11 protein-coding genes and 1 pseudogene are annotated in these 21608 nt (G+C 64.1%); 1 reads left to right on the top strand and 11 read right to left on the bottom strand.

Annotated features, from left to right (window positions below; genetic code table 11):
- The first annotated feature begins 142 nt into the window (after nucleotides 1-142).
- Nucleotides 143-1375, top strand: a complete 1233-nt coding sequence (locus tag AMD14_RS04185; RefSeq protein WP_003482622.1) for a multifunctional CCA addition/repair protein — start codon at nucleotides 143-145, stop codon at nucleotides 1373-1375.
- 179 nt (nucleotides 1376-1554) lie between these two features.
- On the opposite strand, the gene AMD14_RS04180 is transcribed toward AMD14_RS04185, so the two are convergent.
- From AMD14_RS04180 to gspN, 11 genes and pseudogenes are all read right to left on the bottom strand, one after another.
- Nucleotides 1555-4224, bottom strand: a complete 2670-nt coding sequence (locus tag AMD14_RS04180) for a TonB-dependent receptor (protein ID WP_040107573.1) — start codon at nucleotides 4222-4224, stop codon at nucleotides 1555-1557.
- A gap of 924 nt (nucleotides 4225-5148) precedes the next feature.
- Nucleotides 5149-6303, bottom strand: a complete 1155-nt coding sequence (gene nagA / locus AMD14_RS04175; protein ID WP_011050497.1) for an N-acetylglucosamine-6-phosphate deacetylase — start codon at nucleotides 6301-6303, stop codon at nucleotides 5149-5151.
- Nucleotides 6304-6305: 2 nt separating this feature from the next.
- Complete coding sequence (locus AMD14_RS04170; protein ID WP_003482628.1) at nucleotides 6306-7334, bottom strand: SIS domain-containing protein; 1029 nt, start codon at nucleotides 7332-7334, stop codon at nucleotides 6306-6308.
- Nucleotides 7335-7340: 6 nt separating this feature from the next.
- Nucleotides 7341-8408 (bottom strand): LacI family DNA-binding transcriptional regulator, encoded by a 1068-nt coding sequence (locus tag AMD14_RS04165; protein ID WP_003482633.1) that lies wholly within the window; start codon nucleotides 8406-8408, stop codon nucleotides 7341-7343.
- Between the two features lie 40 nt (nucleotides 8409-8448).
- On the bottom strand, nucleotides 8449-9726 hold the full coding sequence (locus AMD14_RS04160) for a sugar MFS transporter (protein WP_003482635.1): 1278 nt from the start codon (nucleotides 9724-9726) through the stop codon (nucleotides 8449-8451).
- Nucleotides 9727-9769: 43 nt separating this feature from the next.
- Nucleotides 9770-10492: a GntR family transcriptional regulator gene (locus tag AMD14_RS04155; protein WP_005925199.1), complete on the bottom strand. Its 723-nt coding sequence runs from the start codon at nucleotides 10490-10492 to the stop codon at nucleotides 9770-9772.
- A gap of 256 nt (nucleotides 10493-10748) precedes the next feature.
- Entirely contained in the window at nucleotides 10749-11915 is a 1167-nt protein-coding gene (locus AMD14_RS04150) for an acyltransferase family protein (RefSeq protein ID WP_011050496.1), read from the bottom strand.
- Between the two features lie 115 nt (nucleotides 11916-12030).
- Nucleotides 12031-14427: an alpha-N-acetylglucosaminidase gene (locus AMD14_RS04145; RefSeq protein WP_011050495.1), complete on the bottom strand. Its 2397-nt coding sequence runs from the start codon at nucleotides 14425-14427 to the stop codon at nucleotides 12031-12033.
- Nucleotides 14424-17317: pseudogene (galA, locus tag AMD14_RS04140) on the bottom strand (beta-galactosidase GalA). Before galA ends, AMD14_RS04145 begins: the two are co-directional and overlap by 4 nt.
- A 153-nt stretch (nucleotides 17318-17470) precedes the next feature.
- Entirely contained in the window at nucleotides 17471-20179 is a 2709-nt protein-coding gene (locus tag AMD14_RS04135) for a TonB-dependent receptor (RefSeq protein ID WP_011050492.1), read from the bottom strand.
- Between the two features lie 717 nt (nucleotides 20180-20896).
- Nucleotides 20897-21607, bottom strand: coding sequence for a type II secretion system protein N (gene gspN, locus AMD14_RS04130; protein WP_015462858.1), 711 nt, complete (start codon nucleotides 21605-21607; stop codon nucleotides 20897-20899).
- Between the last annotated feature and the right edge of the window lies 1 nt (nucleotide 21608).

Raw genomic sequence — 21608 nt, 5'->3', positions numbered from 1 at the left:
CGAGCGTGCGGTGCGCTAACCCTTTGGCATGTACCGTGAACCCGTCCATGAGCGCGTTAGCGGCGTCCACGCCGCCAATGGTCCCGCAAGCAGCCGGGAGAGCGCACAGACAGGCGCATGATTGCTCGGGCATCATGCGCTGATGAAGATCTATCTTGTTGGCGGCGCAGTCCGCGATGCATTGCTTGAGCAGCCGGCTGGCGACCGCGACTGGGTGGTGGTCGGCGCCGATCAGGCGCAGATGGAGGCGCAGGGGTTCAAGCCGGTCGGCAAGGATTTCCCGGTGTTTCTGCACCCGCGCAGTGGCGAGGAATACGCACTGGCGCGTACCGAGCGCAAATCCGGCCGCGGATATCGCGGCTTCGTGGTGGACGCCGACCCATCGGTGACCCTGGAAGAAGACCTGCTGCGCCGCGACTTCACCATCAACGCGATCGCGCGCGATGAGGACACGGGCCAATTGTTCGACCCGTACAACGGTGTGCGTGATCTGCAGGCGCGCGTATTGCGGCATGTCGGTCCGGCGTTCATCGAAGATCCTGTGCGTGTATTGCGTGCCGCGCGCTTCATGGCGCGGCTGGCCCCGCTGGGCTTTTCGCTCGCTGCTGAAACTGCGGCATTGATGCGGGACATGGCCGCCGGCGGCGAACTCGACAGCCTGGTGCCGGAGCGCGTGTGGCAGGAGCTGCGGCGCGCATTGAGTTGCGCGCAGCCCTCGGCGTTCCTGCGCACGCTGCACGATGCCGATGCGCTGCGCGTCATCCTGCCGGAAGTCGATGCGCTGTACGGCGTGCCGCAGCGCGCCGATTTCCATCCGGAGGTCGACACGGGCATTCACCAGGAAATGGTCAGCGATATAGCGGCACGTCTGGCGCCCGGCGATGCGCTGGTGGGCTTTGCTGCACTGACCCACGACCTGGGTAAGGCGCTCACGCCGCAAGCGCAATGGCCGCGACATGTCATGCACGAGCAACGCGGCGTTGCGCCATTGCAGGCGCTGTGCGAGCGGCTCAAGGTGCCGCAGGACTTTCGGCAACTTGCCATCATCGCCTGCCGCGAACACTTGAACGTGCATCGCCTGGCCGAGCTCCGCGACCGCACCCTGCACGAGCTGCTGGTGCGCTGCGATGCGTTTCGCCGGCCGGAGCGTATCGCGCAGCTGGCACTGGTCTGCGAAGCAGACAAGCGTGGCCGTCTGGGCAGTGAAGAAGCCGCGTACCCGCAGGGCGAAGCGCTCAAACGGCTGCACGCCGCCGCACTGGCGATCAATGCGCGGGATCTGGCGGCCGAGGGTCTGCAAGGGCCGCAGATCGGCGAGGCACTGACGAAGGCGCGCATTGCCGCGATTGCGGCAGCGCGAAACACTGGTGCATAGCGACGTCTCGCGCGCACCGTTTTCTGCATGCAACAGGATGCGGCAACGTTAGAAAGAGCGACATTGCAGCGAACCGCACGGCTGACGGAATCTGCCCTTCGAAGCCAGGAACTCAAGCGAGTCTAGTTGTCCGCCACGAGATAAAGGCGGCTGCACAAAGCAGCCGCCCTGGCCGGGCATTACAGCTTGAAATTCAGGCTCAACATGAAAGAGCGACCGTTCTTGTAGATGTAGTACGGCTGGTTCTTGTTGCCGATGTAACTGAAGTAGGTTTCGTCCAGCAGGTTGGTGGCTTCCAGCGCCACGCGCAGTCGCTCGGTGGCCTGGTAGCCGAATGACGCATCGACTTGCGTAAACGCGTCGGTCATCTGCTGCCCGTTGAGCCTGCCAATCTGGGTGAAGTATTCCGAGCGCCAACCCAGATTCACCCGTGCGCTCCACTTGCCTTGTTCGTAGTACGGGCTGACGTTGTAGGCATTGCGCGAGTTGTACGGCAGGCTGTAATCGCCGTCGGTCTTGGAATCGGAATAGGTGTAGTTGGCCACCACGCCGAAGCCATTGCCGAAATTGTGCTGCAGATTGAGCGCAACACCGCGCACCCTGGCATCGCCGGCGTTGGTAGGTACCGATGTCTGGTAGGTGCTCGAGCCGCCGGTGGCGTTATTGAAGAACACACGATCCTGCACCGTGGTCAGGATGTAGTTGGAGATGTCGCGCGAGAAGAATTCGCCGCTGAGCAGGCTGCTGTCGGAGAAATACCACTCCAGCGATGCACCGAGGTTGGTCGACTCGTACGGGCTCAGTCCTGGGTTGCCGGTCGACGCCGTCAGCGTGGTGTCGTCGGTGGCCACGTACGGCGTCATGTTGGTGTAGCGCGGCCGCGCGATCACTTTGGAGGCGGCAAATCGCAGCATCAGGTCGTCGCGCAGGTCGTAGGCGATATTGAACGAAGGCAACCATTTGCCGTAGCTGCTGAGAAAGTTGACCGGCGTGTAACCGCCACCCGGCGCATAGCTGAAGCCATCTGTTGAATCGCGCGAATGCACATAGCGCACGCCGATGTTGCCGCGATACCGCTCGCCGGAGAAGTTGCCTTGCAGGAACCACGCACGGTTCTGCTCCTCGATGCTGTAGTTGCCGGCATAGCTGATCGGCAGACCGTCGTCGCCTTCCAGTCCGCTGATATACCGGCTGATCGCACCGCTGTCGATGGTCGACCAGCGTTGCATGTCGGCGCTGGTCGACAGCCCATCCAGATAGCCCGAGGGCGTGGTGCCCGGCGAGAATGCCGCCAGCGTGCTGCCATCGTTCGGGGTCCAGGTACGGCTGTAGGACGATTGCCCGGCGGCGTGATTGGTGAGCTTGATGCCGGTGAGGATCTGCGTAAACGGCCCCCACTCCACCGCATGATCGAAATCCAGCTGCAGATAGCGCTCCTTGTCGTACTGCGGGCTGTGACTGGCCGAGGCGTTGTTGAGCTGCATCGCCGCCGCATTGGTGGGATCGGTGCTGTAGTCCATCGCGGTACGGCGCCCGTCGATGGTGTAGCTGTAGCCGGCCAGATTGCGGAACTGGATGCCGTAGATACGCTCGGCGCCGCCTTGCGAACTGGTGTAACCCACCTGGCTGGAGGCGTTCCACCCATCGCCATGCCAGTCGGTGCGCAGGTGGATGCTGCCGGTGCTGACCTGGCTATTGCGCAGATAGCCGTCGAGATAGGTGTTGGACTGGTCGCCGAAGGTACCCGAGGTGGCGATACCGTTCTCGAAGCCCAAGGCCTGCGCATCGCCCGGCGTCGAGCCCCAGTAACCGTAGCGGCTCTGGTTGTAGTTATCGAAGCTTTCCTTGACATACAGGCCAGTCAGATTGAGCTCGAAATCGCTGTCCGGCTTCCACTGCAGCGCCGCGCTGACACCGTCGCGCTTGCGCGTTTGCTGGAACAACGCCGTGTTGATCGACGTCGGAAACACGCCGGTGTTGTTGCCGACCACACCCGGCGGAAACCCGGCGCCCTGCACATTGTCGTAGCCGAAAATTTCAACGCCGTCGCGGCGCAGGACACGCTGCGAATGCATCACCGAGGTAAGCACGCCCAGGGTTTGGTCCTGATTCTTCCAGCTATACAGCGCCGAGGCATTCGGCTTGCCTTCGTCGGAGCGATCGTTGTAGCCATAGCTCACGGTCCCGGTGAGCGTATTGCGATCCAGATCCAGCGGTTTGCGCGTATGCACGATCACGGTGCCGCCGATGGAACCCTCGTCGATGCGCGCTTCGGGCGTCTTGTAGACCTCCATCAAGCCGACCACTTCCGGCGCCAGGGTGCTGTAGTTGAACGAGCGGCTGTCCGGGTCGTTGGGGTCGCCGCCCCAACTGGTCGATGCAATGGTCTGGCCGTTGAGCAGCACACGGTTGAGCGCCGGATCGGTGCCCAGGATGCTGACTTTTTCGCCTTCGCCGAACTGCCTGTCCACGGTGATACCGGACAACCGCGACAGCGATTCGGCGACATTGGTATCTGGAAACTTGCCGATGTCTTCGGCGCTGATCGCGTCGACGATCGCATCGGCGTTGCGCTTGACGTTGAGCGCCTTGCCCAGGCTGGCCTGGTAACCCACCACCTTGATTTCGTCCAGGGTGGAAACCGAGGGATCGGTTTGTGGTGGTGTCTGTTGCTGCGCGGGTGCGGGCTGCTCCTGCGCAAATGCGGGAAGGCTTGCGACGCAGGCCAAGCTGGCGCCACCTATGAGCAGACGCCTGACAGCCGCGCTCAATGGTGAGCGGCGCAGTGGGTCGACGGACGCAGATACCGGAACACAAGGGGACAAAGCGAACAGACGGGAAAACAGCATTGCGTGGACCTCATCACTGATGTCGGATGGCAACCGTCTGGTTGCACAACGGCGCGCGACGCGCGTGCCATGCCCGTGATCCGTCCCCTGTGCCGGATACGAACAGCCACCCGCATTGCATGACGACATGCGGGTAAAAGCCGACCACTGGGACAACGGCCGGTTATCGTCTTCTCGAACGTCGAGCAGATGCTTCTTCGCTGAGAACGTTACCAGCGAAGGTGCCTTCCGTGGCTTGTAGTGTCAACCCGTTGCTGCATACGTCCATTTTTATGCGCTAAACAACGCCTTCCCTGCAGATATCGGGATGATGGCGTGATCGTTGTCTCACTGCCCTTGGCGTCGATGCAGACCACTGCGCCCTATGCCCTGTTCGCACACGGTGGCGCACCCGAATGTTGCGACGCAAAGTACCTGCGCACGCGAAGTGTGCTGCGCATGCGCGCGTGGATGATGCGCATAAACTTGCGCAGGTTGGAACGCTGCGCTGTCGCCCGATGGCCGATGGCCGTTGCACGCGTGTCGGGTTAGACAACAACCTGTCCACCGTGGGACTGGTTTCATCGCTGCCGCAGGGCGTGCACGGTGCCAGCGTCCGGTGCAGTTCCGTCGGTCCGGCAACAACACCTGTACATCACGTGCCGGCGGCGACCAGCGCGTTTGTTGGGTGAAGGCGAAGCATGCGACATGCGACGACTCACTGCATGGGCCGCTGCATGTCCCTGCATTTCAAGGATCAAACGCAACGCGCGCGCCGCATCACGCAATGCGGCGCGCACGATACGTTGGCCGGCCAAGATAGGTCTCAAGCAGCAGTTACCTGGGCACGGTCAGCGCACGGCAGCGGCAGCGGACCGGTGGTCGTGCCGCTCCGAGCACCGGCCGCGTTCCGCTGCGGCGACGCAGGCGTGTGGGCGGCGGCGCTTAGTCGCGCTGCCCAGCCACCCACGTGCTCAACACCTGCACATCGTCATCCACCAGCACCAGATCGGCTTGGTAGCCGGGGGCGATGCGTCCCAGGCGTTCGCCCAGGCCAATGCATTGCGCGGGGTAGGTAGAAGCCATGCGCGCGGCTTCGGCCAGGTCCACGCCCAGCCAGCGCACGCTGTTGCGCACGGCGGTGGCCATGTCCAATGCGGAGCCGGCCAGTGCACCATCGGCATTTCGCACCACGCCGTCCACGGCGGTGATGGTTTCGCCGTAGAGATCGAAGCTGGCGCTTTCGCTGCCGACCATCGGCATGGCGTCGGTGACCAGCAGCAACTTGCCGCGTGGCTTGGCCGCGAGCGCCACACGCAAGCTGGCCGGATGCACGTGCACGCCGTCGACGATGACGCCGCACCAAATCGTCGGGTCTTCCAGTGCCGCGCCCACCGCATTGGGTTCGCGGCCAGCCAGCTGCGACATCGCGTTGTACACGTGCGTGAAGCCGCTGACGCCGGCGGCAATGCCATCGCGTGCCTGCTCGTAGGTGGCCGCAGTGTGGCCGGCGAACACGAGCGCGCCGCCGGCAACGAAGGCACGGATATCGTCCAGCGGAACGCGCTCGGGTGCGAGCGTGATCAAGGTGACGCCATTGTCCAATGAGGTATCGACGGCAATCTCGTGCGCGTCCGGTACGCGGAACTTGTCCGCGTCGTGCGTGCCCTTGCGCGCAGGACTCAGGTACGGGCCCTCCAGATGGATGCCGAGCACGCCGGGTACGCCTTGCGCGATGGCCTGGCGAGTGGCATCGATCGCTTCGGCCATCACCTCAGCGGTGTCGCTGATCAAGGTTGGCAGCATGCCGGTGGTGCCGAAGCGACGATGCGCGGCGGCGATCGTGGCCAGTGCCTGGGGGTCGCGTGCGTTGTTGAACAACACGCCGCCGCCGCCATTGACCTGGATGTCGATAAAGCCCGGCAACAAGCTGGCGCCACCCAGGTCCAGGCGCGTATCGGCCTGCGTAACGCGCGCATCGTCGGCCGGCACGATCGCCTGGATCTGCGTGCCAGCCAGCATCACGACCAGGCCGTCCTGCAATCCGTTGTCGGTGAGCACACGTGCATTGCACAGTGCCTGAGTCGTGAGAGCGTGCATGATCAGACGGTTTCCGTGACCTTGTTCAGATGCGGCGGCAGATCGGGATTGTTGCCGCGCTGCAATGCCAATGCATTGATCGCGCGATAGAAGCTCTGCACGGTCAACAGCGGCGCACAGGCCGGGTGCGCGGCCTCTGCCAGCGGCAAATCGCCACCGGGCGCGGCCAGCCACACCTGCGCGCCACGCGCGCGGAATTCTTCGGCCAGTGCGCGGGTACCGGCACCGGTTTCGTCGGGCTGTGCGAAGACCAGCACCGGGAACCCCGGCCCCACCAGGGCCATCGGCCCGTGCTTGACCTCGGCCGAGCTGTAGGCTTCGGCGTGCAGGCCGCAGGTTTCCTTGAACTTCAGTGCCGCTTCCTGCGCTGCGCCCAGGCCCAGGCCGCGGCCGAGCACGAACAGATTGTGCGCAGGCGCCAGACCGGCGGTGAGCGCGGACCAATCGGCCTGCCACGCGCTGCGCAACTGCTGCGGCAATGCGTCGAGCGCGGCAAGCAAGGCGGGGTCGTTCTTCCACACCGCGCCCAGATGCAGGACCGCGGCCAGCGAAGCGAGATAACTCTTGGTGGCGGCCACGCTTCTTTCCGGGCCTGCGCCCAGCGGAATCACCACCTCGGCCAGTTGCGCCAGCGGCGAATCTTCCACGTTGACCAGGGCGACCACGCGCGCGCCGGCAGCCTTGGCGGCTTCGGCATTACGCAGCAGATCCGGGCTCTTGCCCGATTGCGAAATCACGATGTACAGCGCGCCACGCAGTTGCAGCGGCGCTGCATAGACCGAGCCCACCGACGGCGACGCAGATGCGGTGACGATGCCGAGCTGGGTTTCGAACAGGTACTTGGCATAGGTGGCCGCATGATCGGAGCTACCGCGCGCGCAGGTCACCACGAACGGCGGCGGCGTCTCGCGCAGCGATTGCACAAGCGCGGCGATGGTGTCGGCATTACGTGCGAACTGTGCAGCGACCACATCGGCGGTCTGCGCCGCTTCGCGGAACATCAAGGTCTCGGTTTCGGAGGGAAGGCTCATCGTGGCTCAGGCAGATTCAGGAGGAAGGGGTTTGCCGGTGGACGCAGGCGCCGGCGCGGTGGAGCCGCGCACCACCAACTGCGGCACGAAGCCGCGGCTCTGCAATTGCGCCGGTTGGTCGTCGTAGGCATCGCTGCGCAGCTGGCTGATCAACAAGCGTGCGGCATGCCGCGCGATGTCGTCGGTGGCCTGCTTGGCAGTGGTCAGTGCCGGCCACGACTGGCGCGAGAACGGGCTGTCTTCGAACCCGGCGATCGACAATTGATACGGCACGTTCATGCCGGTGGACTTGGCCGCGGCCAGCACGCCTGCAGCGATCTCGTCGTTGCTGCCGAAGATGGCGGTGGGCGGCTCGCGCAACGACAACAGCCGGCGTGCGCCACGGAAGCCATCGTCGAACGTGTAGTCGCCGGGAATCACCAGGTGCTTGTCCAGGCTGATGCCGTAATCCTTCAACGCCGCTTCATAGCCGGCGTAACGTTCGCCGCTGGAGCGATGCTGCGGGCCGCCCCACAGGAAGCCGATGCGTTGATGGCCGAGCTGGATCAGGTGCTCGGTGATTTCATACGCGGCATCGCGGTCGTCGATATACACGCACGGGCCATCGCCGGGGTCGTCGGTGGAGGCGATGATGCGCACGCTCTTGATGCCGCGCGCGGCCAGACCGGCCAGCAATTCCGGGCGCTCGGACATCGGCGCGGTCAACACCACGCCGGCCAGTCGCGAGCGCTGCACCCATTCGGCCAGTTCTTCGGCCAGCAACGGCGAGGTGGAATCGCAGGGATGGATCTGCAAGCCGAAGCCGGTTTCGCGGCACGCGGCCAGCACGCCATTCTGAATGCCGATGATGTGGTACGGGTTGGGGTTGTCGTATACCAGGCCGATCACGAACGGCGTGCCGCTGCGCAGATTGCGCGCGGACGGATCGGGTTCGTAGTCGAGATCGGCGATGGCGCGCAGCACGCGTGCACGCGTGGCCTGCATCACCGATGGCTCGTTGTTGATCACCCGCGACACGGTCTTCAACGAGACCTTGGCGCGCTCGGCGACATCTTTGATGGTGGGCCTGCGCATGGATGTACCTTGTCCGTCGGAACGCATCATGCCGCCGCGATCACTTGGCCTGGGCCGGCAGGCCCACGCGATGACCGCGCAGCGAATAGAACAGGATGTACAGATAGCACGGCACCATCAGTGCAGCGAACACGACCTGGAAGTCGTAGTGCTGCTTGAGGATGGCGAACAGCTGCGGAATGATCGCGCCGCCAGCGATGCCCATCACCAGCAATGCCGAGCCGATTTCGGTGAACCGGCCCAGTCCGCGAATGGCCAGCGGAAAGATCGCCGGCCACATCATCGCGTTGGCAAAGCCGAGCGCGGCGACGAAGCCCACCGACACGTAGCCGTGGGTGAACAAGGCACCGAGCGAGAACAGCACGCCCAGCACCGCCGACACGCTCAGGTAACGCGCCTGCGAGATCACGCGCGGAATCAATACCAGGCCGGCGATGTAGCCCAGCAACATCGCGCCCAGCGTGTAGGAGGTGAAGATCTTGGTGCTGTCCAACGGGAGATTGAAGCCGTGTCCGTAGGTGCCGATGGCATCGCCGGCCATCACTTCCACGCCCACATAGACGAACAGGCACAGCACGCCCAGCCATAGGTGCGGGAACTGGAAGATGCTGGATTTCTGCACGCCACCGGTCGCGCCCGGCGTGGCGTTGGCTTCGGAGGGCTTGAGCTCGGGCAATGGCGAGAACAGCACGCCAATGGCCAGCAACAGCAGGACGCCGGACATCACCAGATACGGCGCGTGAATCTTGGCGGCGAAGGCGGTGAGCAAGGTTTCCTTGGTCGTCGCATCGGCACTGGCCACCTGCGCGGACAGGTCGCCGATACCGTGCAGCACCAGCGAGCCGATCAGGATCGGCGCCAGGATGCCGGCAATCTTGTTGCAGATGCCCATCAAGGCGATACGCCGCGCGGCACTTTCGATCGGCCCGAGAATGCTGATGTACGGGTTGATCGCCGTCTGCAGCAAGGCCAGGCCGCTGCCGATGACGAATAGGCCGCCCAGCGCGCCGGGATACCAACGCTGCGTGGCGAACTGGCCGAAGCCTGCTGCACCCACGGCCATCACCACCAGGCTCAGCGCCAGGCCTTTCTTCATGCCGGTGCGCTTGAGAATCCACGACGAGGGCAAGGCCAGAAAGAAGTACGACAGGTAGAACACCATCAGCACCAGGAATGCGTTGACCTCGTTGAGGTCGAACGCCAGCCGCACGAAGGTGATCAGCGGCCCGTTGATCCAGGTGAAAAAGCCGATGATGAAAAACAGCACGCCGACGATGGCGATCGAGACAACGGGGTTTGCGGGCCTGGCGGTAGTCATGGATCGGCTGGCTCTGAGGTTGTCGTAAGGAATGCCGTTGGCGTCAGCGGCGCAGTTCGGCGACGAAATCGTAGAAGTCGTTGTGGCAATAGGTGTCGGTCAATTCGATCGCGCTGCCATCGCGGGCATAGCCCACGCGCACCACATGCAAAATCGCCTCGCCGGTCTTCATGCGCAGGTGTTCGGCCAGCCGCGCGGGCAGATTGATGGCGCGGAAGTACTGCAGGGCACGCACCACCGGCGTGCCCTGCGCATCCAGATAGCTGTAGAGCGAATCGCCGATCTGCTGCGGGTCGGCGACGATGCGTTGCGGCAACACCGCGTGCTCGTAGGCCATGACCCGGTCGTCGGCACTGCGCAGCCGCGTCAGCGAGGCCACCGCGGCATCCGGCGACAGGCCCAGGCGCAGGATCTCTTCGCCATGCGCCGGGCGCAGCCGCCGCTCCAGCCAGCGCGTGCCCGGCTCATAGCCCTTGATGCGCAGCGTCTCGCTGAAACTGGTCAGGCCGCTGAGCTGATGCTGGATCTGCGTGGTGACGAAGGTGCCGGCGCCCTGCCGGCGCGAGACCAGGCCTTGTTCGACCAGCACATCCACCGCCTGGCGCAGGGTCACCCGCGAGATCTGCAGCCGCTCGCACAGCTGGCGCTCGGCCGGCAGCGCCTCGCCGGCCTTCCACTGCCCGCCACGGATGGCGTCGGTAAGCTTGGCGGCCAGTTGCAGATACAGCGGGGTCGGCGCGGACGCGTCCAGTGCCAGCGCGTCCATCCTGGGATCGTCGTCCGTCCTGGCGTTGGTTTTCGGTTTGACCACTGCCTGTCCTCCGGACCGACGGGGATTCGTTAGGTCCAATATAGTACCAATTTACGCAACGCGCATCAGGCCGCGGCCGACCTCGACGCACGCAATCGCGTGAATTGCCTGGCCGCGCCACATTGACCGCTGCCACGGGTGGGCATCGTGCAGCCATGGCCGAGCTGGTCAGTGCTTTGCACCCTGGCCCGTCGCCGGATGGGCGATGCGATCACAGCCGCAGGTACCAGCGCCGCCGATCCATCCACCAACCCACCGCGCAGCACATCAGCGTGTAGCTCAGCGCGCACAGCAGCGAGCCGAGTGGTCCTGGCGCAATGGTCTGGAACACGCCGATGCCGGCCCAGGCGTACAGGTCCAGCCCGGAGCTTCCGGCCGGGATCAGCCGCAACACCACCACGAACAATTCGGAGAACAGGTAGATCGCCAGCGGGTTGCGCCCCAGGACGGTGAAGAAACCGCTGCCGCCGGTCCAGCCGCGCAATTCCAGCAGGTATACCAGTGCACCCAGCGCCAGCAGATCCAGGCCCACCGTGCAGGCGACGAACGAGCCGCTCCAGAGCTTCTTCGACAACGGCCAGGCCGGTGCCCAGAGCAGCGCCAGCAGCACCAGACCTGCGCCCGCCAACAACAAGCTGCGCGTGCTGGCAATGGTCTTGCCATGTCGCTGCAGGAAGCGCCCGCACAGATAACCGGCCAGCACATTGACCGTGGCCGACAGCGTGCCGAGCAAGCCTTCAGGATCGAAGCCGCCGTCCTTGCGGTACAGATGATCACGCCCGTACAGCCACAGATCCAGGCGAGTGCCGGCATTGCCGGTCTTGCTCAATTCCGCGCCAGGTTGGCCGAAGGCGTACAACAACGCCCAATAGCCCAACAGCAGTGCTAAGCAGACAGGCGCGATGCCGCGCGGTGGCAGATAGCGCACCAGCAATGCCGCCGCCAGGTAGCACAGGCCGATCCGTTGCAATACGCAGGTCAGGCGAAGTTGATCGACCGTCGTGAACGCCCATCCACCATCTGGCTGCAGATGGAAAAAAGGAAACCAGTACATCAGCACACCGCATAGCAGGATCAGCGCGGCGCGCCTGCTCACACGGCCGAGGAACTGCAGATGCGGCGTGTTGGTTGCCAGCGCAAAACTCATCGCGCTCCCAACCGCGAACAGGAACGAAGGAAACACCAGATCGGCCAGCGTGAAGCCGAACCAAGCCGCGTGGGTCAGCTGCGCGTACGCCTGAGCGCCCGGCCCTGCGGTGTTGACCAGAATCATCAGGAAGATGGTCAGGCCGCGGAACACATCCAGTGAGAGGAAGCGTTCGCGCTTTGACGGTGCGGCTGCAGCGGGAGTGGCAGCCGCGGGCCTGTGTGCGCTCATTGCACGCCCTCGCCCACGTCATAGAGGTGGATGCGACATGCACACCTGGTGGTCTGGGCTCTTGCATCGACGCAACTGCGCTCCGGCATGAACGCCACGCGCAACACGGATGCGTTCATTGAGCGACCCCTTGCGTAGTGCTGTGAACGCCAACGGATGCACTTTCCTGCCGCGCGTCTGGCCCGCGATCCTGCGAAGCGCGTTGCCTTGGATCGTGCGCATCTACCTGTGCCAGCAAGGTGTGCAGCAAGCTCAGTGGCTCACGTGGCGGCTGACGCTTCGACATCTCGTCCTGCGCGGACCATTGGCGTTCCCATGTTGCAAGCTGGTGATCCACGGCCACCGCATCGAACGGCGTGCCGGCCTTGCGTGCAGCACGATACGCGCTGAGAAAGCGCGTCCAACGCTGCAGATAGAAGTCTGCGTACATGCCCTGCCACGCCTTGGACGCGTAATCAGCAAGGTTGCCGTCGCCGCCCCAGACACTGACCTGCGCTCGCGCATTGCCGACATAGGCGCGCCGCAATCCGGCATCGTGGCCGGCCGCAGCGGCGGCCTGGCCGGTCCAGTCGGCCAAGGTTTCGTGTTGACCGCCAACCAGCGCATCCAGTCCCCGCACCAGTTGCGTGGTGCGCGCCAGCTGCGCATCGCCGCGCGCGAAATCGCCGGCATCATAGGCCTGCACCACTGCCTGCAATTGACGGTCGGCCTGCAGGCTCAGGTAATGGCGTGCGTCTTCGATCAAATCGTAGCGATACAGCGGCGCATCTGCATAACGGTTGGCCTGCCGCAGCAACGCATCGATGGCGCGGCGCAGGCGTTGCGGGTCGCCAGGACGATCGTCGAAATCGACGATGTCGGCAGTCGGCCGCTTGAACAGCAGGTAGGCACCGGCACGCTTGTTCCACCAGCGTGGCGACCAGTAACGGGTCTGGTAGATGCCTGCTTCCAGATCAGACCATGCGCTCAGTAATGCAGCATCGCTGCGGCCGTAGCGCGCGCGCAGATAGTGCGTGAGCCACTGCGACCACGATTGTTGCGGGCCTTCCCAGGCCAGCGCGTAGAGATACTCGTAGATCACCGAGTTGCTGTGCAGGCCTTCCGGAAACACGCCGAAGCCGCGCAGATTGCGTTTGTCCGGATCGGCCAGCAAGGCTTGCAGATCGTGCCGATAGAACGCGAAATCGCCGTACAACGGATTGCTAGCGCCATAGTTGTGCACGTAGCCGTAGATCCACTGCTTGTTGTCGAAGGCCCGCGATGCCTTCCAGGTACCGGGATAGCGGTCGTTGCCGATGTCAAGCACCATCAAGCGCGCGTCGGGCACCTTGCCGAGAAACGCAGCGATCGCCTGCGCTTGCCAGAACTGGCGGTCGGCACCGAACAGCCAGCCCTGCATCACCCAGGTGGCCTTCGGATTCACCTGCGCGATGGAGCGATACAACGCCTGCCCGTATTCGGCCAGGCGTGCATCGCGTTGCGCTGGCGGTACCGCTTTTGCCCGCGCAGCATCGGAGTTGGCGATGCTGTCGCCGTACCTGGCGGCGGCCACGTCGCTGCCATCGTCGGCCACGGGTGGCAGCATTTCGTTGAAGGCATCGGCCAGGTAGAACTCGCCTGCGCCGTAGGTCTGGGCGTACAGCTCAAGGAAGCGCCGCGCGAGCTTGGCAAACAGCGGATCGCGCGGATCCAGCCAATAGGTCTCGTGAAAGCCTTCCCAGGCGCGCATGCGATAGATGCGCGCATGCGGATGCGCCTGCGCGAACGCCCTGGGCACGTAGCCGGCAAATGCGGGCAGCACCGGCTGCATGCCCAACTCGCGCATGCGCGTCAGGATCTGCTTCTGCAGCACGCGTTTGCTATCGATCCAGTGTTGCGGCAGCGGTGCGCGATAGCCTTCGATATTGCCCATGCGCTGCCACGGCGTGAACGCCCGGCCGGAAAAATACTCCGCCAGCGCGTCATCGCCGACATCGAACTCGCGCCACAACGCTTGCCAGATCGCTTCCTGGCCTTCCATCGCCAGCGGCATGTCGATGCCATGCAAGGCCATCCAGTCGATCTCGCGCTGCCAGCGCGGCCAATCCCAGAACGGCGTGGTGTAGCCGTAGGTGCAGGTATTGAGATAGGCGCGGTGGGCAAATGGCGTGCGCACTTGACCACTGCGGTAGGCCGGCCATTGCGCTGGCAGCGCCACGCGGTCGCCCTCCCAACTCATCGAGGCCGCACCTGCTTGACCGAGATACGCATAGGCGCCACGCGCCAAGGCCACTTGCGAGGAGCCGGCGATGCGCACCGTGTCGCCGCCGGCGTCGATGCGATACCAGTCTGCACCATCGCCACGCGGTGCGACGGTCATGTCGAACTGGGCGGCACGCGCGCCGATCAGGCGTTGCACGACCGCCTGCGCGGGCGATGCCGCCAGCACGGAGACGGGAGTGGCGAGCAACGCGCCCAGCACCACGGCGAACAGGCGCGCAGGCGACGATGAGGAAAACAGTGAAAAGGTCATGGCGGGTTCCGATAATGCACGGTGACGACGTCGTGGAATCCAAATGGCTGATCGGCAGCGACCTGCAGAATCACCGCCAGGGTGCGCTCGCCGGCCGCGGGTGCAAGCGCCACGGTGACCGGTGTTCCGGCCGCTGCCTGGGCGACCGCGCGGCCGTCCAGAAATACCTGCGCCGGCCCGCTGAGGCGGCCCAGGTCGAGTATGCCGCCGCGGGTTTGCATGCCCTGCCACGGTGTGAATTGACTGCGATACAACACATAGCCGGCACGTTCGGGGGCGCTTTCCAAGGTGCCTGGCAACGTATTGCTCCAGCTGTTGTTGTCGTTAGGACGGCGCGGGAGGTCCGGTGCGGGCGGCTGCGCGAATGCAGCGGTGTGGCGCCAGCTTTCGACCACCATCACTGGCGCCGCGATCGGCACCGATGCCGGCAGCGGCGCCGACGTGCAGCCGATATCAAGCACTGCATCGCGCAATCCGGGGCTACTTGCCTGCAGGCGCAACACGCCCGCACCGCTCCCGGCTTGCACGATTGCCTGCGCCAGCCCGTTGAACAACGCCACCTGCGTGCTTTGATCCGCTGCATGCGAATTCGGGTCGCCATTGCCGATACCCAACAGCCGGCCGCCGCTGATCTGCAGCGTCAGCAGTGCATTGCAATCGGGCACGTGGCGCCCCTGCGCGTCCACCGCTTCCAACGTCACCGGTTGCGCATCGCGGCCATCGCCGTGCAGTTCGCTGCGGTCGGGGGTGAGTTTGAGCGCGACCGGAGCGCCGGTGGTTTCGACGCGCGTGCGCGCCACTTCGTGTCCCCCACGCCAGGCCACCGCTTCGAGCACGCCCGGCGCGTAGTCCACTTGCCACTGATTCGATTGCGCACGATCCACCGCTTGTTTCCCGAGCGAGCGGCCGTTGAGCCACAACTCCACCTGCTCGGCATTGCAGAACGCCATGACCTTGATCGGCTGACCTTCGCGGCCGGGCCAGTTCCAGTGTGGCAACAGATGCAGTACCGGCGCATCGTCGATCCATAAGGCGCGACGCAGCCAATAGGCGCCCTTGGCAAATCCGCATTGGTCCATGATGCCGAAGAACGCCCCCACCGATGGCCATTCGAACGGCGTGGGTTCCCCGCGATAATCGAAGCCGGTCCACACGAAACTGCCGGCGACGAACGGGCGTTCGGCAATCAGCTGCCAGGCGCGGCGATGGGTATTGCCCCAGTCCGCGGCCAGGCTGTCGTCTTCGGCCACCACGTGCGCATCCAGATCGGTGAACCACGCACCACGCGTCTGAAACGCACTGGTGTCTTCGCTGGACAGCATCGGCGTGCGCGGACGCGCTGCATGCACGCGGTCGTAGTTGTACTGCCGATAGTTGAAACCGAGCACGTCCACCACATCGGCCGCGCCGCCGGTGGCGAACATGCCATCGTTCATGCCGGCGGTGATTGGGCGCGTGTCGTCGAGCGCCCGCACCGCGCTGGCGGCGCGCGCCGTGATCGCGTAACCGGTGGCGGTGCCTTGCAGCGGCTCTTCGTTGAGCAGCGACCACAGAAACACGCTGGGATGATTGCGCTGGCGCCGCACCATGTTGCGCAGCAACGCCACATAGTCGGGTGCAGGATTGAACAAGCGGTTCTCGGCCATCACCAACATGCCGAGACGGTCGCAGGCCTGCAGCAGTTCCGGCGCCACTGCGTGATGCAGACGGATGGCGTTGCAGCCAATCGATTTCAGCCGCTGCAGACGAAACACATGCAGCGCATCGGGCAACGCCACGCCGACGCCAGCATGGTCCTGATGCAGGCAGACGCCCTTGATCTTGAGCGGACGTCCGTTGAGAAAAAACCCGTGATCAGCGTCGAAGCGCAGGCTACGAAAACCGACCTCGCATGCGGCACGGTCGCTGCGGCCATCCGCGCTGCGCACTTCGGCTTGCAGGCGATACAGCACGGGGGTGTCCACGCTCCAGCGCTGCGGCTGCGGCACTGGATGCTGAGCGCCGCCTGTGCCGTGCCGAATGCAGCGACGCGTCGTTGTGTCTCACCATGCGCCACGACAGCGCCATGCGTGTCGCGCAAGACGACCTCGACCCACGCATCAGCGGGCTGTTCACCGCTGTTGACAAGGTCCAACTGCACCGGCACCTGCCAAACATCGTCTGGGCCTTCCCGCGGCACGGCTGCCAGGCCGTCGCCGGCGATATGCAGGGGCGCGCGCAGCACCAGCCAGGTGTGTCGGTAGATGCCGCCGCCTTCGTACCACCACCCATCCATTGCCTCGGCATCGACGCGGATGGCGATGCAGTTCAATGCATTGCCATAACGTGCGACGGGCGTGATGTCGATCACCAGCCCGTTGTAGCCGCTCCAACTGCGCGCCATCAGCATGCCGTTGACCCACACCGTGGCATGGCTGGCGACACCGTCCAGACGCAGTTCCACCGCCTGGTCGCGCACTGCCTCTTCCAGCCGAAACGTGCGCCGGTACCAGGCGATACCGCGCGGGCGATAGCCTTGCGCGACGTTGGCGTCGGCGCGCACCGGTTGCTCCAATACAAAATCGTGCGGCACTTGCAGCTGCCGCCAACCGGTATCGTCGAACTCCGGCGCCGCTGCGCCCCAGGCCCGGCCCGCCTTGCCATTGGCGTACGTCTCGTCCTGCCCCAGCAGGCGCGGAAATGGCACATCGCCGGCATGGAAGCGCCACCCATCGTCCAGATCCAGCCATTGGCCGCCGGCATCTGTCGCGGAGCCCTGTGGCCTGGGACGCGGCTTGGCGCTGGTGCCGACACGTCTGGTGCCTGCGGCTGCCGCGCCAGAGACCAGCGCAGGCGCGCTAAGCAGCGATGAGGCGCAGACGCTGCCGGCTAGGAACTCACGCCTGCGCATGGCAGCGCCTGGTCAACTGCAGTGCATGCACGTCACATGGTGCCTGCACTGCTAGCACTGCATGGCACGCTTCCAACGAAACCGCACTGTCGCCCTCACTGCTGGACGCCGCACGCAACCGTGCACGGCGGCCCGAAGCGCGCTGCCTCAGCATCAAAGCATGTCCCACTGCATCGACAGGTAGTAGCTTCGACCAGTGACGCCGGTCATCTGCCAGCGGCTGGGGATGTCCTTGTACGCTTCTTCCTTTCGGTTGGTGAGATTCAGGCCGCCCAGCTGGAAACTCAGCTTGTCGTTGACCTGGTAGCCAAGCACTGCATCCAGCTGCGTGCGTGCCTTCATGATGTGGCCTTCGCGCGCGAAGAAGCTGTCGCTGCTGTCCTGTTCGTACTCGCTGCGATGATTGAGCGACACGCGTGCCGAGTAGTGCGCGCTCTCCCAGTACGCGGTCGCGTTCCAGGTCTTTTCTGACAGGTTGCGGATCTTGAAATCGGTATCGCGCTGCGGAATCACCCGGGTGAAATTGGTGGTGAACCCGAAACCATCGATCGGCAACCAGGCATCCAGCGATTGCGTCCAGCCCAGCTCGTAACCGCGAATCTTTACCTTGCTCGGATCATTGGTGGTGGCGGTGATCTCGTAGATATCGCCGTTACTACTCACACAATCGCCGGCTGCATTGCTGGACAGCACGGTGCCGTTAAAGGCGGCCGGGCAAACGATGCTATTGAAGGTGCCGTTCTTGATGTTTTTCCAGAATCCGGCCACGGTCAGCGCGCCGCCGTTGCCGTAATACCACTCCAGGCTCAGGTCGGCTTGGTCAGCGGTCAATGCCTTCAGATCGGTCTGGCCCTGGGCGACGACATAGGTGGTGGTGCCGCCAGTATTGGTGCCGGTCGAAATCGTCGAAGCGATCGCGGTGTTGCTGTCCAGAATCGGCCGCACCAGGACCTTGGCGGCCGCAAAGCGCAGCAACAAGTCTTCGCGCATATCCAGCACCAGATTCAGGCTGGGCAACCAGTTGGAATACTCGTAGGGCGCGCGAGCGGTGCCGACCACGACATTGGCGTCGTCGCTGGCGGCTTGCGTCTGAGTCAGGTAGGTATCGGTGGTGCGTTTGGTATTTTCGTAGCGCATGCCGACATTGCCGCGCAGACGCATGCTGCCGATGTCGGTGTCGATGCGCGCCATCGCATACGCCGAAGAAATGTCGTTCTCGATGCTGTAGCTGCTCTGCGGTGCAAACAGCACCGGCACGGTGATGCCCGCGGCCGCCAGCGAGCGCGCATAAGCCCCCACGTCCGGGGTGACCCAGCTGTCCTGCGAGGCGAGTTGTCCGTCAAGGAAGTTGCTGACCGTGCTGCTGGCTGCGGACAGCTCCGGGAACATGTCGAAGCCGGACACCGCACCGGTCCTGAGCAGATACAGGAAGTCGCGCCGGCGCACATCGCGATCGAAGGTTTCGCGACGGTATTTGGCACCGAAGCGCACCGCGTTCAACGCGCCCAGTTCAAGATACCGTTCGGCATCCAGTTGCAGCGACCATTCCTTGTTGCTGAGCGATTGGATGGAACCGTTGGGGTATTCGCTGCGCACCAGATTGGCCTTGTTCCATGCACTGGCGTCAGTGGCATCGGCATCGGTGGTCAGCGAGATCGCGTCGGGATTGGAGGTATCCAGCAGCGTTGCCGAGGGAATCCGTCCCAGGATCGCGGCGCGCTCGTTCTCGTCGGTCTTGCCCTGGGTGTAATTGGCCGCGCCACTCAGCGTCCAGGCATCGCCCGTCCACTTGAAGTCGTAGGTGAGCAACTGAGTGGACAGATTGTGCTGTTCGATCTGGTGATTATTTTCCAGCCAGTAATCCGACGCCGACACCTGTGTGGCGGTCAGCCCGTTGGTCTGCAGCACTGTCAGCGGACTGCGCTCGAAAGAGTACACCAGCTGGTTCATGTCGTTGGCGGTCCTGTCCTGCGAATACAGCGCAGTGAGGTTCATCTCCAGCTGTTCGCTAGGCTTCCATTGCAGCCCGCCATTGAACATCTTGCGCGTGGTCTCGCGCTCGATCGAGCGATAGCGCGGACGGCGTGGGATATACAACGTGCCGGCGTCGGTGGCCTGCGTGTACCAACGGTCGATCCACAGATAATCGGCGCGATCCTTGAGCTTCTGATAGCCGGCGCTGAGGAACACGCCAAGATCGCCGCCACCGAACTTGAACTGGTCGATATAGGTCAGCACGCCCTTGGGCGTTGGCGAACCGCCGGCAAACTCGGAGTACTGCGTTTTGGCTGAGAACAGCAGCTTGGTCTGCTGGTAGTCCAGGGGTTTGGTGGTGTTGATGTTGACCGTGCCCGATAGGCCACCGGCGTCCATGTCCGCCGATGGCGATTTGATCACCTCGATGCCGGCGGCTACTTCTGGCTGGATGATGTCGTAGCGGAAGCCATCGGTGAAATCGGCGCTTTTGATCACCTGGCCGTTGATGGTGGTGGCCGAATACTGCGGCCCCAGGCCACGCACGCTAATGGTGGAACCGCGCCCGTTGATAGTGGAAATCTGCACACCGGGAATGCGCTGGATCGCCTCGGCGATGTTTTCGGCAGGAAACTTGCCGATGTCCTGCGCAGAGATGCCGTCGGTCATGCGCACGTCGTCGCGCTTGTTGTCCATGGCCGTGATCAGGCTCTTCTGGTACGAGCTGGTGACCTTGATGGCATCGAGTTGGGAGATCTGCGCCGCCGCCGCCGCCGATGCGTCCTGTGTCTGCGCGTTGGCGCCGCAGGCAAGCAGCGACAGCGCAATGGCAAGGGACAGCGACGAGGGCGAACAACAACGCAGCGAGGCACGCGGGAGAGGCGACATGAGAAATCCTGAAGTGGAATGGCTGGACGACAACGCGACTGGCGTTCCGATCGATCAGCGATGACAGATCCCGGCGCTGGCAACCCAACCACGCGCGCACAGGTCACCAGTTCCGGATGTCCGGAACCGCCGGCGATCTGTTGTCTGCGAGCACCCCGCAAGCCCCCCCGTGGGTGCCGATGCCGCGTCCGTCCCAGGACGGGCACGCATGCCATTGCTGACCAACGGCCCTGACTGGAAAGTACCAATTCAGTGGAGTTGATTCTTATGGTCTCTAAAAGATCGTGTCAACAGTCACTTTCGAAAGCGTTCGATAGCGCTCTGATAGTGCACCCGATCCTTACCGCCATTGACCTGCAACGGTGCGTGCAAAGATATCGGGAGCGCACTGGGCATCGTTGTCACATGACCAGTCACTGACCAATTCCTTGTGACCAGACCAATTCTGGGCAGTCGACGTCGCGGCCCCGACGTCGCACACTGCTGGCTGCGTCACCGTCCTTCGCAGCGTGCTCATGTGTATTCCAAAGCGCGTATCGCGGTACTTGCACAGGCGAACCCGTGCCGCGATGACTGCTTGCCGCGCCACGACGACAACGTTGTCAACGGATGAGCCTACACGCCATCCAATCGCCGCAACGAACATACCAGCCGCAACGCATGCACGATCATGGTGCAGAAGACGGGCGCTGTGGCACGTCGCCAGTCATAGCGTTTCTAGTGCAATCGACCTTCATCGTTGCGCAAAAACCCGCGCTCCGGAGTAGCAGCGAAGCCCAGCAATTGCAGTCCGACACCCAACACTGCGTCCTGCGCTGGATCCACGCGCGACTGCAGTTGCCAGCGTCCGTCGGGCCAGAGTTGCAGCTGCGCCTTGGCCTGCACGCCGGCGGGCAATGCGGTGTCGGGCAGCAAGGTCAGCACGGCGGTGTGATCCACGCACGCCGGCTGCCCGGACAAGCGCAGTGGCGGCAGACCGGGCAGCGCGCCCGCCCCGCTTGCCAGCAATTGCAGGCTGACACGCCCGTGCGCCTGCACGCAGCCGGTGGCATCGAATAGCAGATCGACCTGCTGCAGCTGCACCGCCAGATCGATCAGTGCCACGCCACCCGGCTGGCGCACCAGGAGTTGGCCCTGTGCATTGCGCATGCCGCGTTGCGCGCCGTCCACCAACAGCAGTTGCAACTGTGTGGACTGCAACTGCACCCGACGTTCGCCACGCAACAGCGGCCAGACCTGCGGCCGCACCGCCACATCGCCGAACACGATGCCTTGCCATTGCACCTGCCGCAACGTGCCGGCCCAGATCGGGCCCTCCACATCCAGCACCGAGAACGGCAGCCCCTCGCGCGGCAGCACCAGACGCAACGGGACAAATGCCAGCAGCGCGACGCCCGCCATCGACACCAAGATCAAGGCCCAGCGCATG

Origin of the sequence: Xanthomonas citri pv. citri, from assembly GCF_000961215.1 — a bacterium.
Lineage (GTDB): Bacteria > Pseudomonadota > Gammaproteobacteria > Xanthomonadales > Xanthomonadaceae > Xanthomonas > Xanthomonas cissicola.
Note: the sequence above shows the minus strand (reverse complement) of the source record. Positions and strands in the feature narration are given on the sequence as shown.

Coding starts and splice junctions, on each gene's coding strand:
- AMD14_RS04185 (WP_003482622.1), top strand. CDS start 143: ATGAAGATCTATCTTGTTGGCGGCGCAGTCCGCGATGCATTGCTTGAG.
- AMD14_RS04145 (WP_011050495.1), bottom strand. CDS start 14,427: ATGACCTTTTCACTGTTTTCCTCATCGTCGCCTGCGCGCCTGTTCGCC.
- AMD14_RS04155 (WP_005925199.1), bottom strand. CDS start 10,492: ATGGACGCGCTGGCACTGGACGCGTCCGCGCCGACCCCGCTGTATCTG.
- gspN (WP_015462858.1), bottom strand. CDS start 21,607: ATGCGCTGGGCCTTGATCTTGGTGTCGATGGCGGGCGTCGCGCTGCTG.
- AMD14_RS04135 (WP_011050492.1), bottom strand. CDS start 20,179: ATGTCGCCTCTCCCGCGTGCCTCGCTGCGTTGTTGTTCGCCCTCGTCG.
- nagA (WP_011050497.1), bottom strand. CDS start 6,303: ATGCACGCTCTCACGACTCAGGCACTGTGCAATGCACGTGTGCTCACC.
- AMD14_RS04170 (WP_003482628.1), bottom strand. CDS start 7,334: ATGAGCCTTCCCTCCGAAACCGAGACCTTGATGTTCCGCGAAGCGGCG.
- AMD14_RS04160 (WP_003482635.1), bottom strand. CDS start 9,726: ATGACTACCGCCAGGCCCGCAAACCCCGTTGTCTCGATCGCCATCGTC.
- AMD14_RS04180 (WP_040107573.1), bottom strand. CDS start 4,224: ATGCTGTTTTCCCGTCTGTTCGCTTTGTCCCCTTGTGTTCCGGTATCT.
- AMD14_RS04150 (WP_011050496.1), bottom strand. CDS start 11,915: ATGAGCGCACACAGGCCCGCGGCTGCCACTCCCGCTGCAGCCGCACCG.
- AMD14_RS04165 (WP_003482633.1), bottom strand. CDS start 8,408: ATGCGCAGGCCCACCATCAAAGATGTCGCCGAGCGCGCCAAGGTCTCG.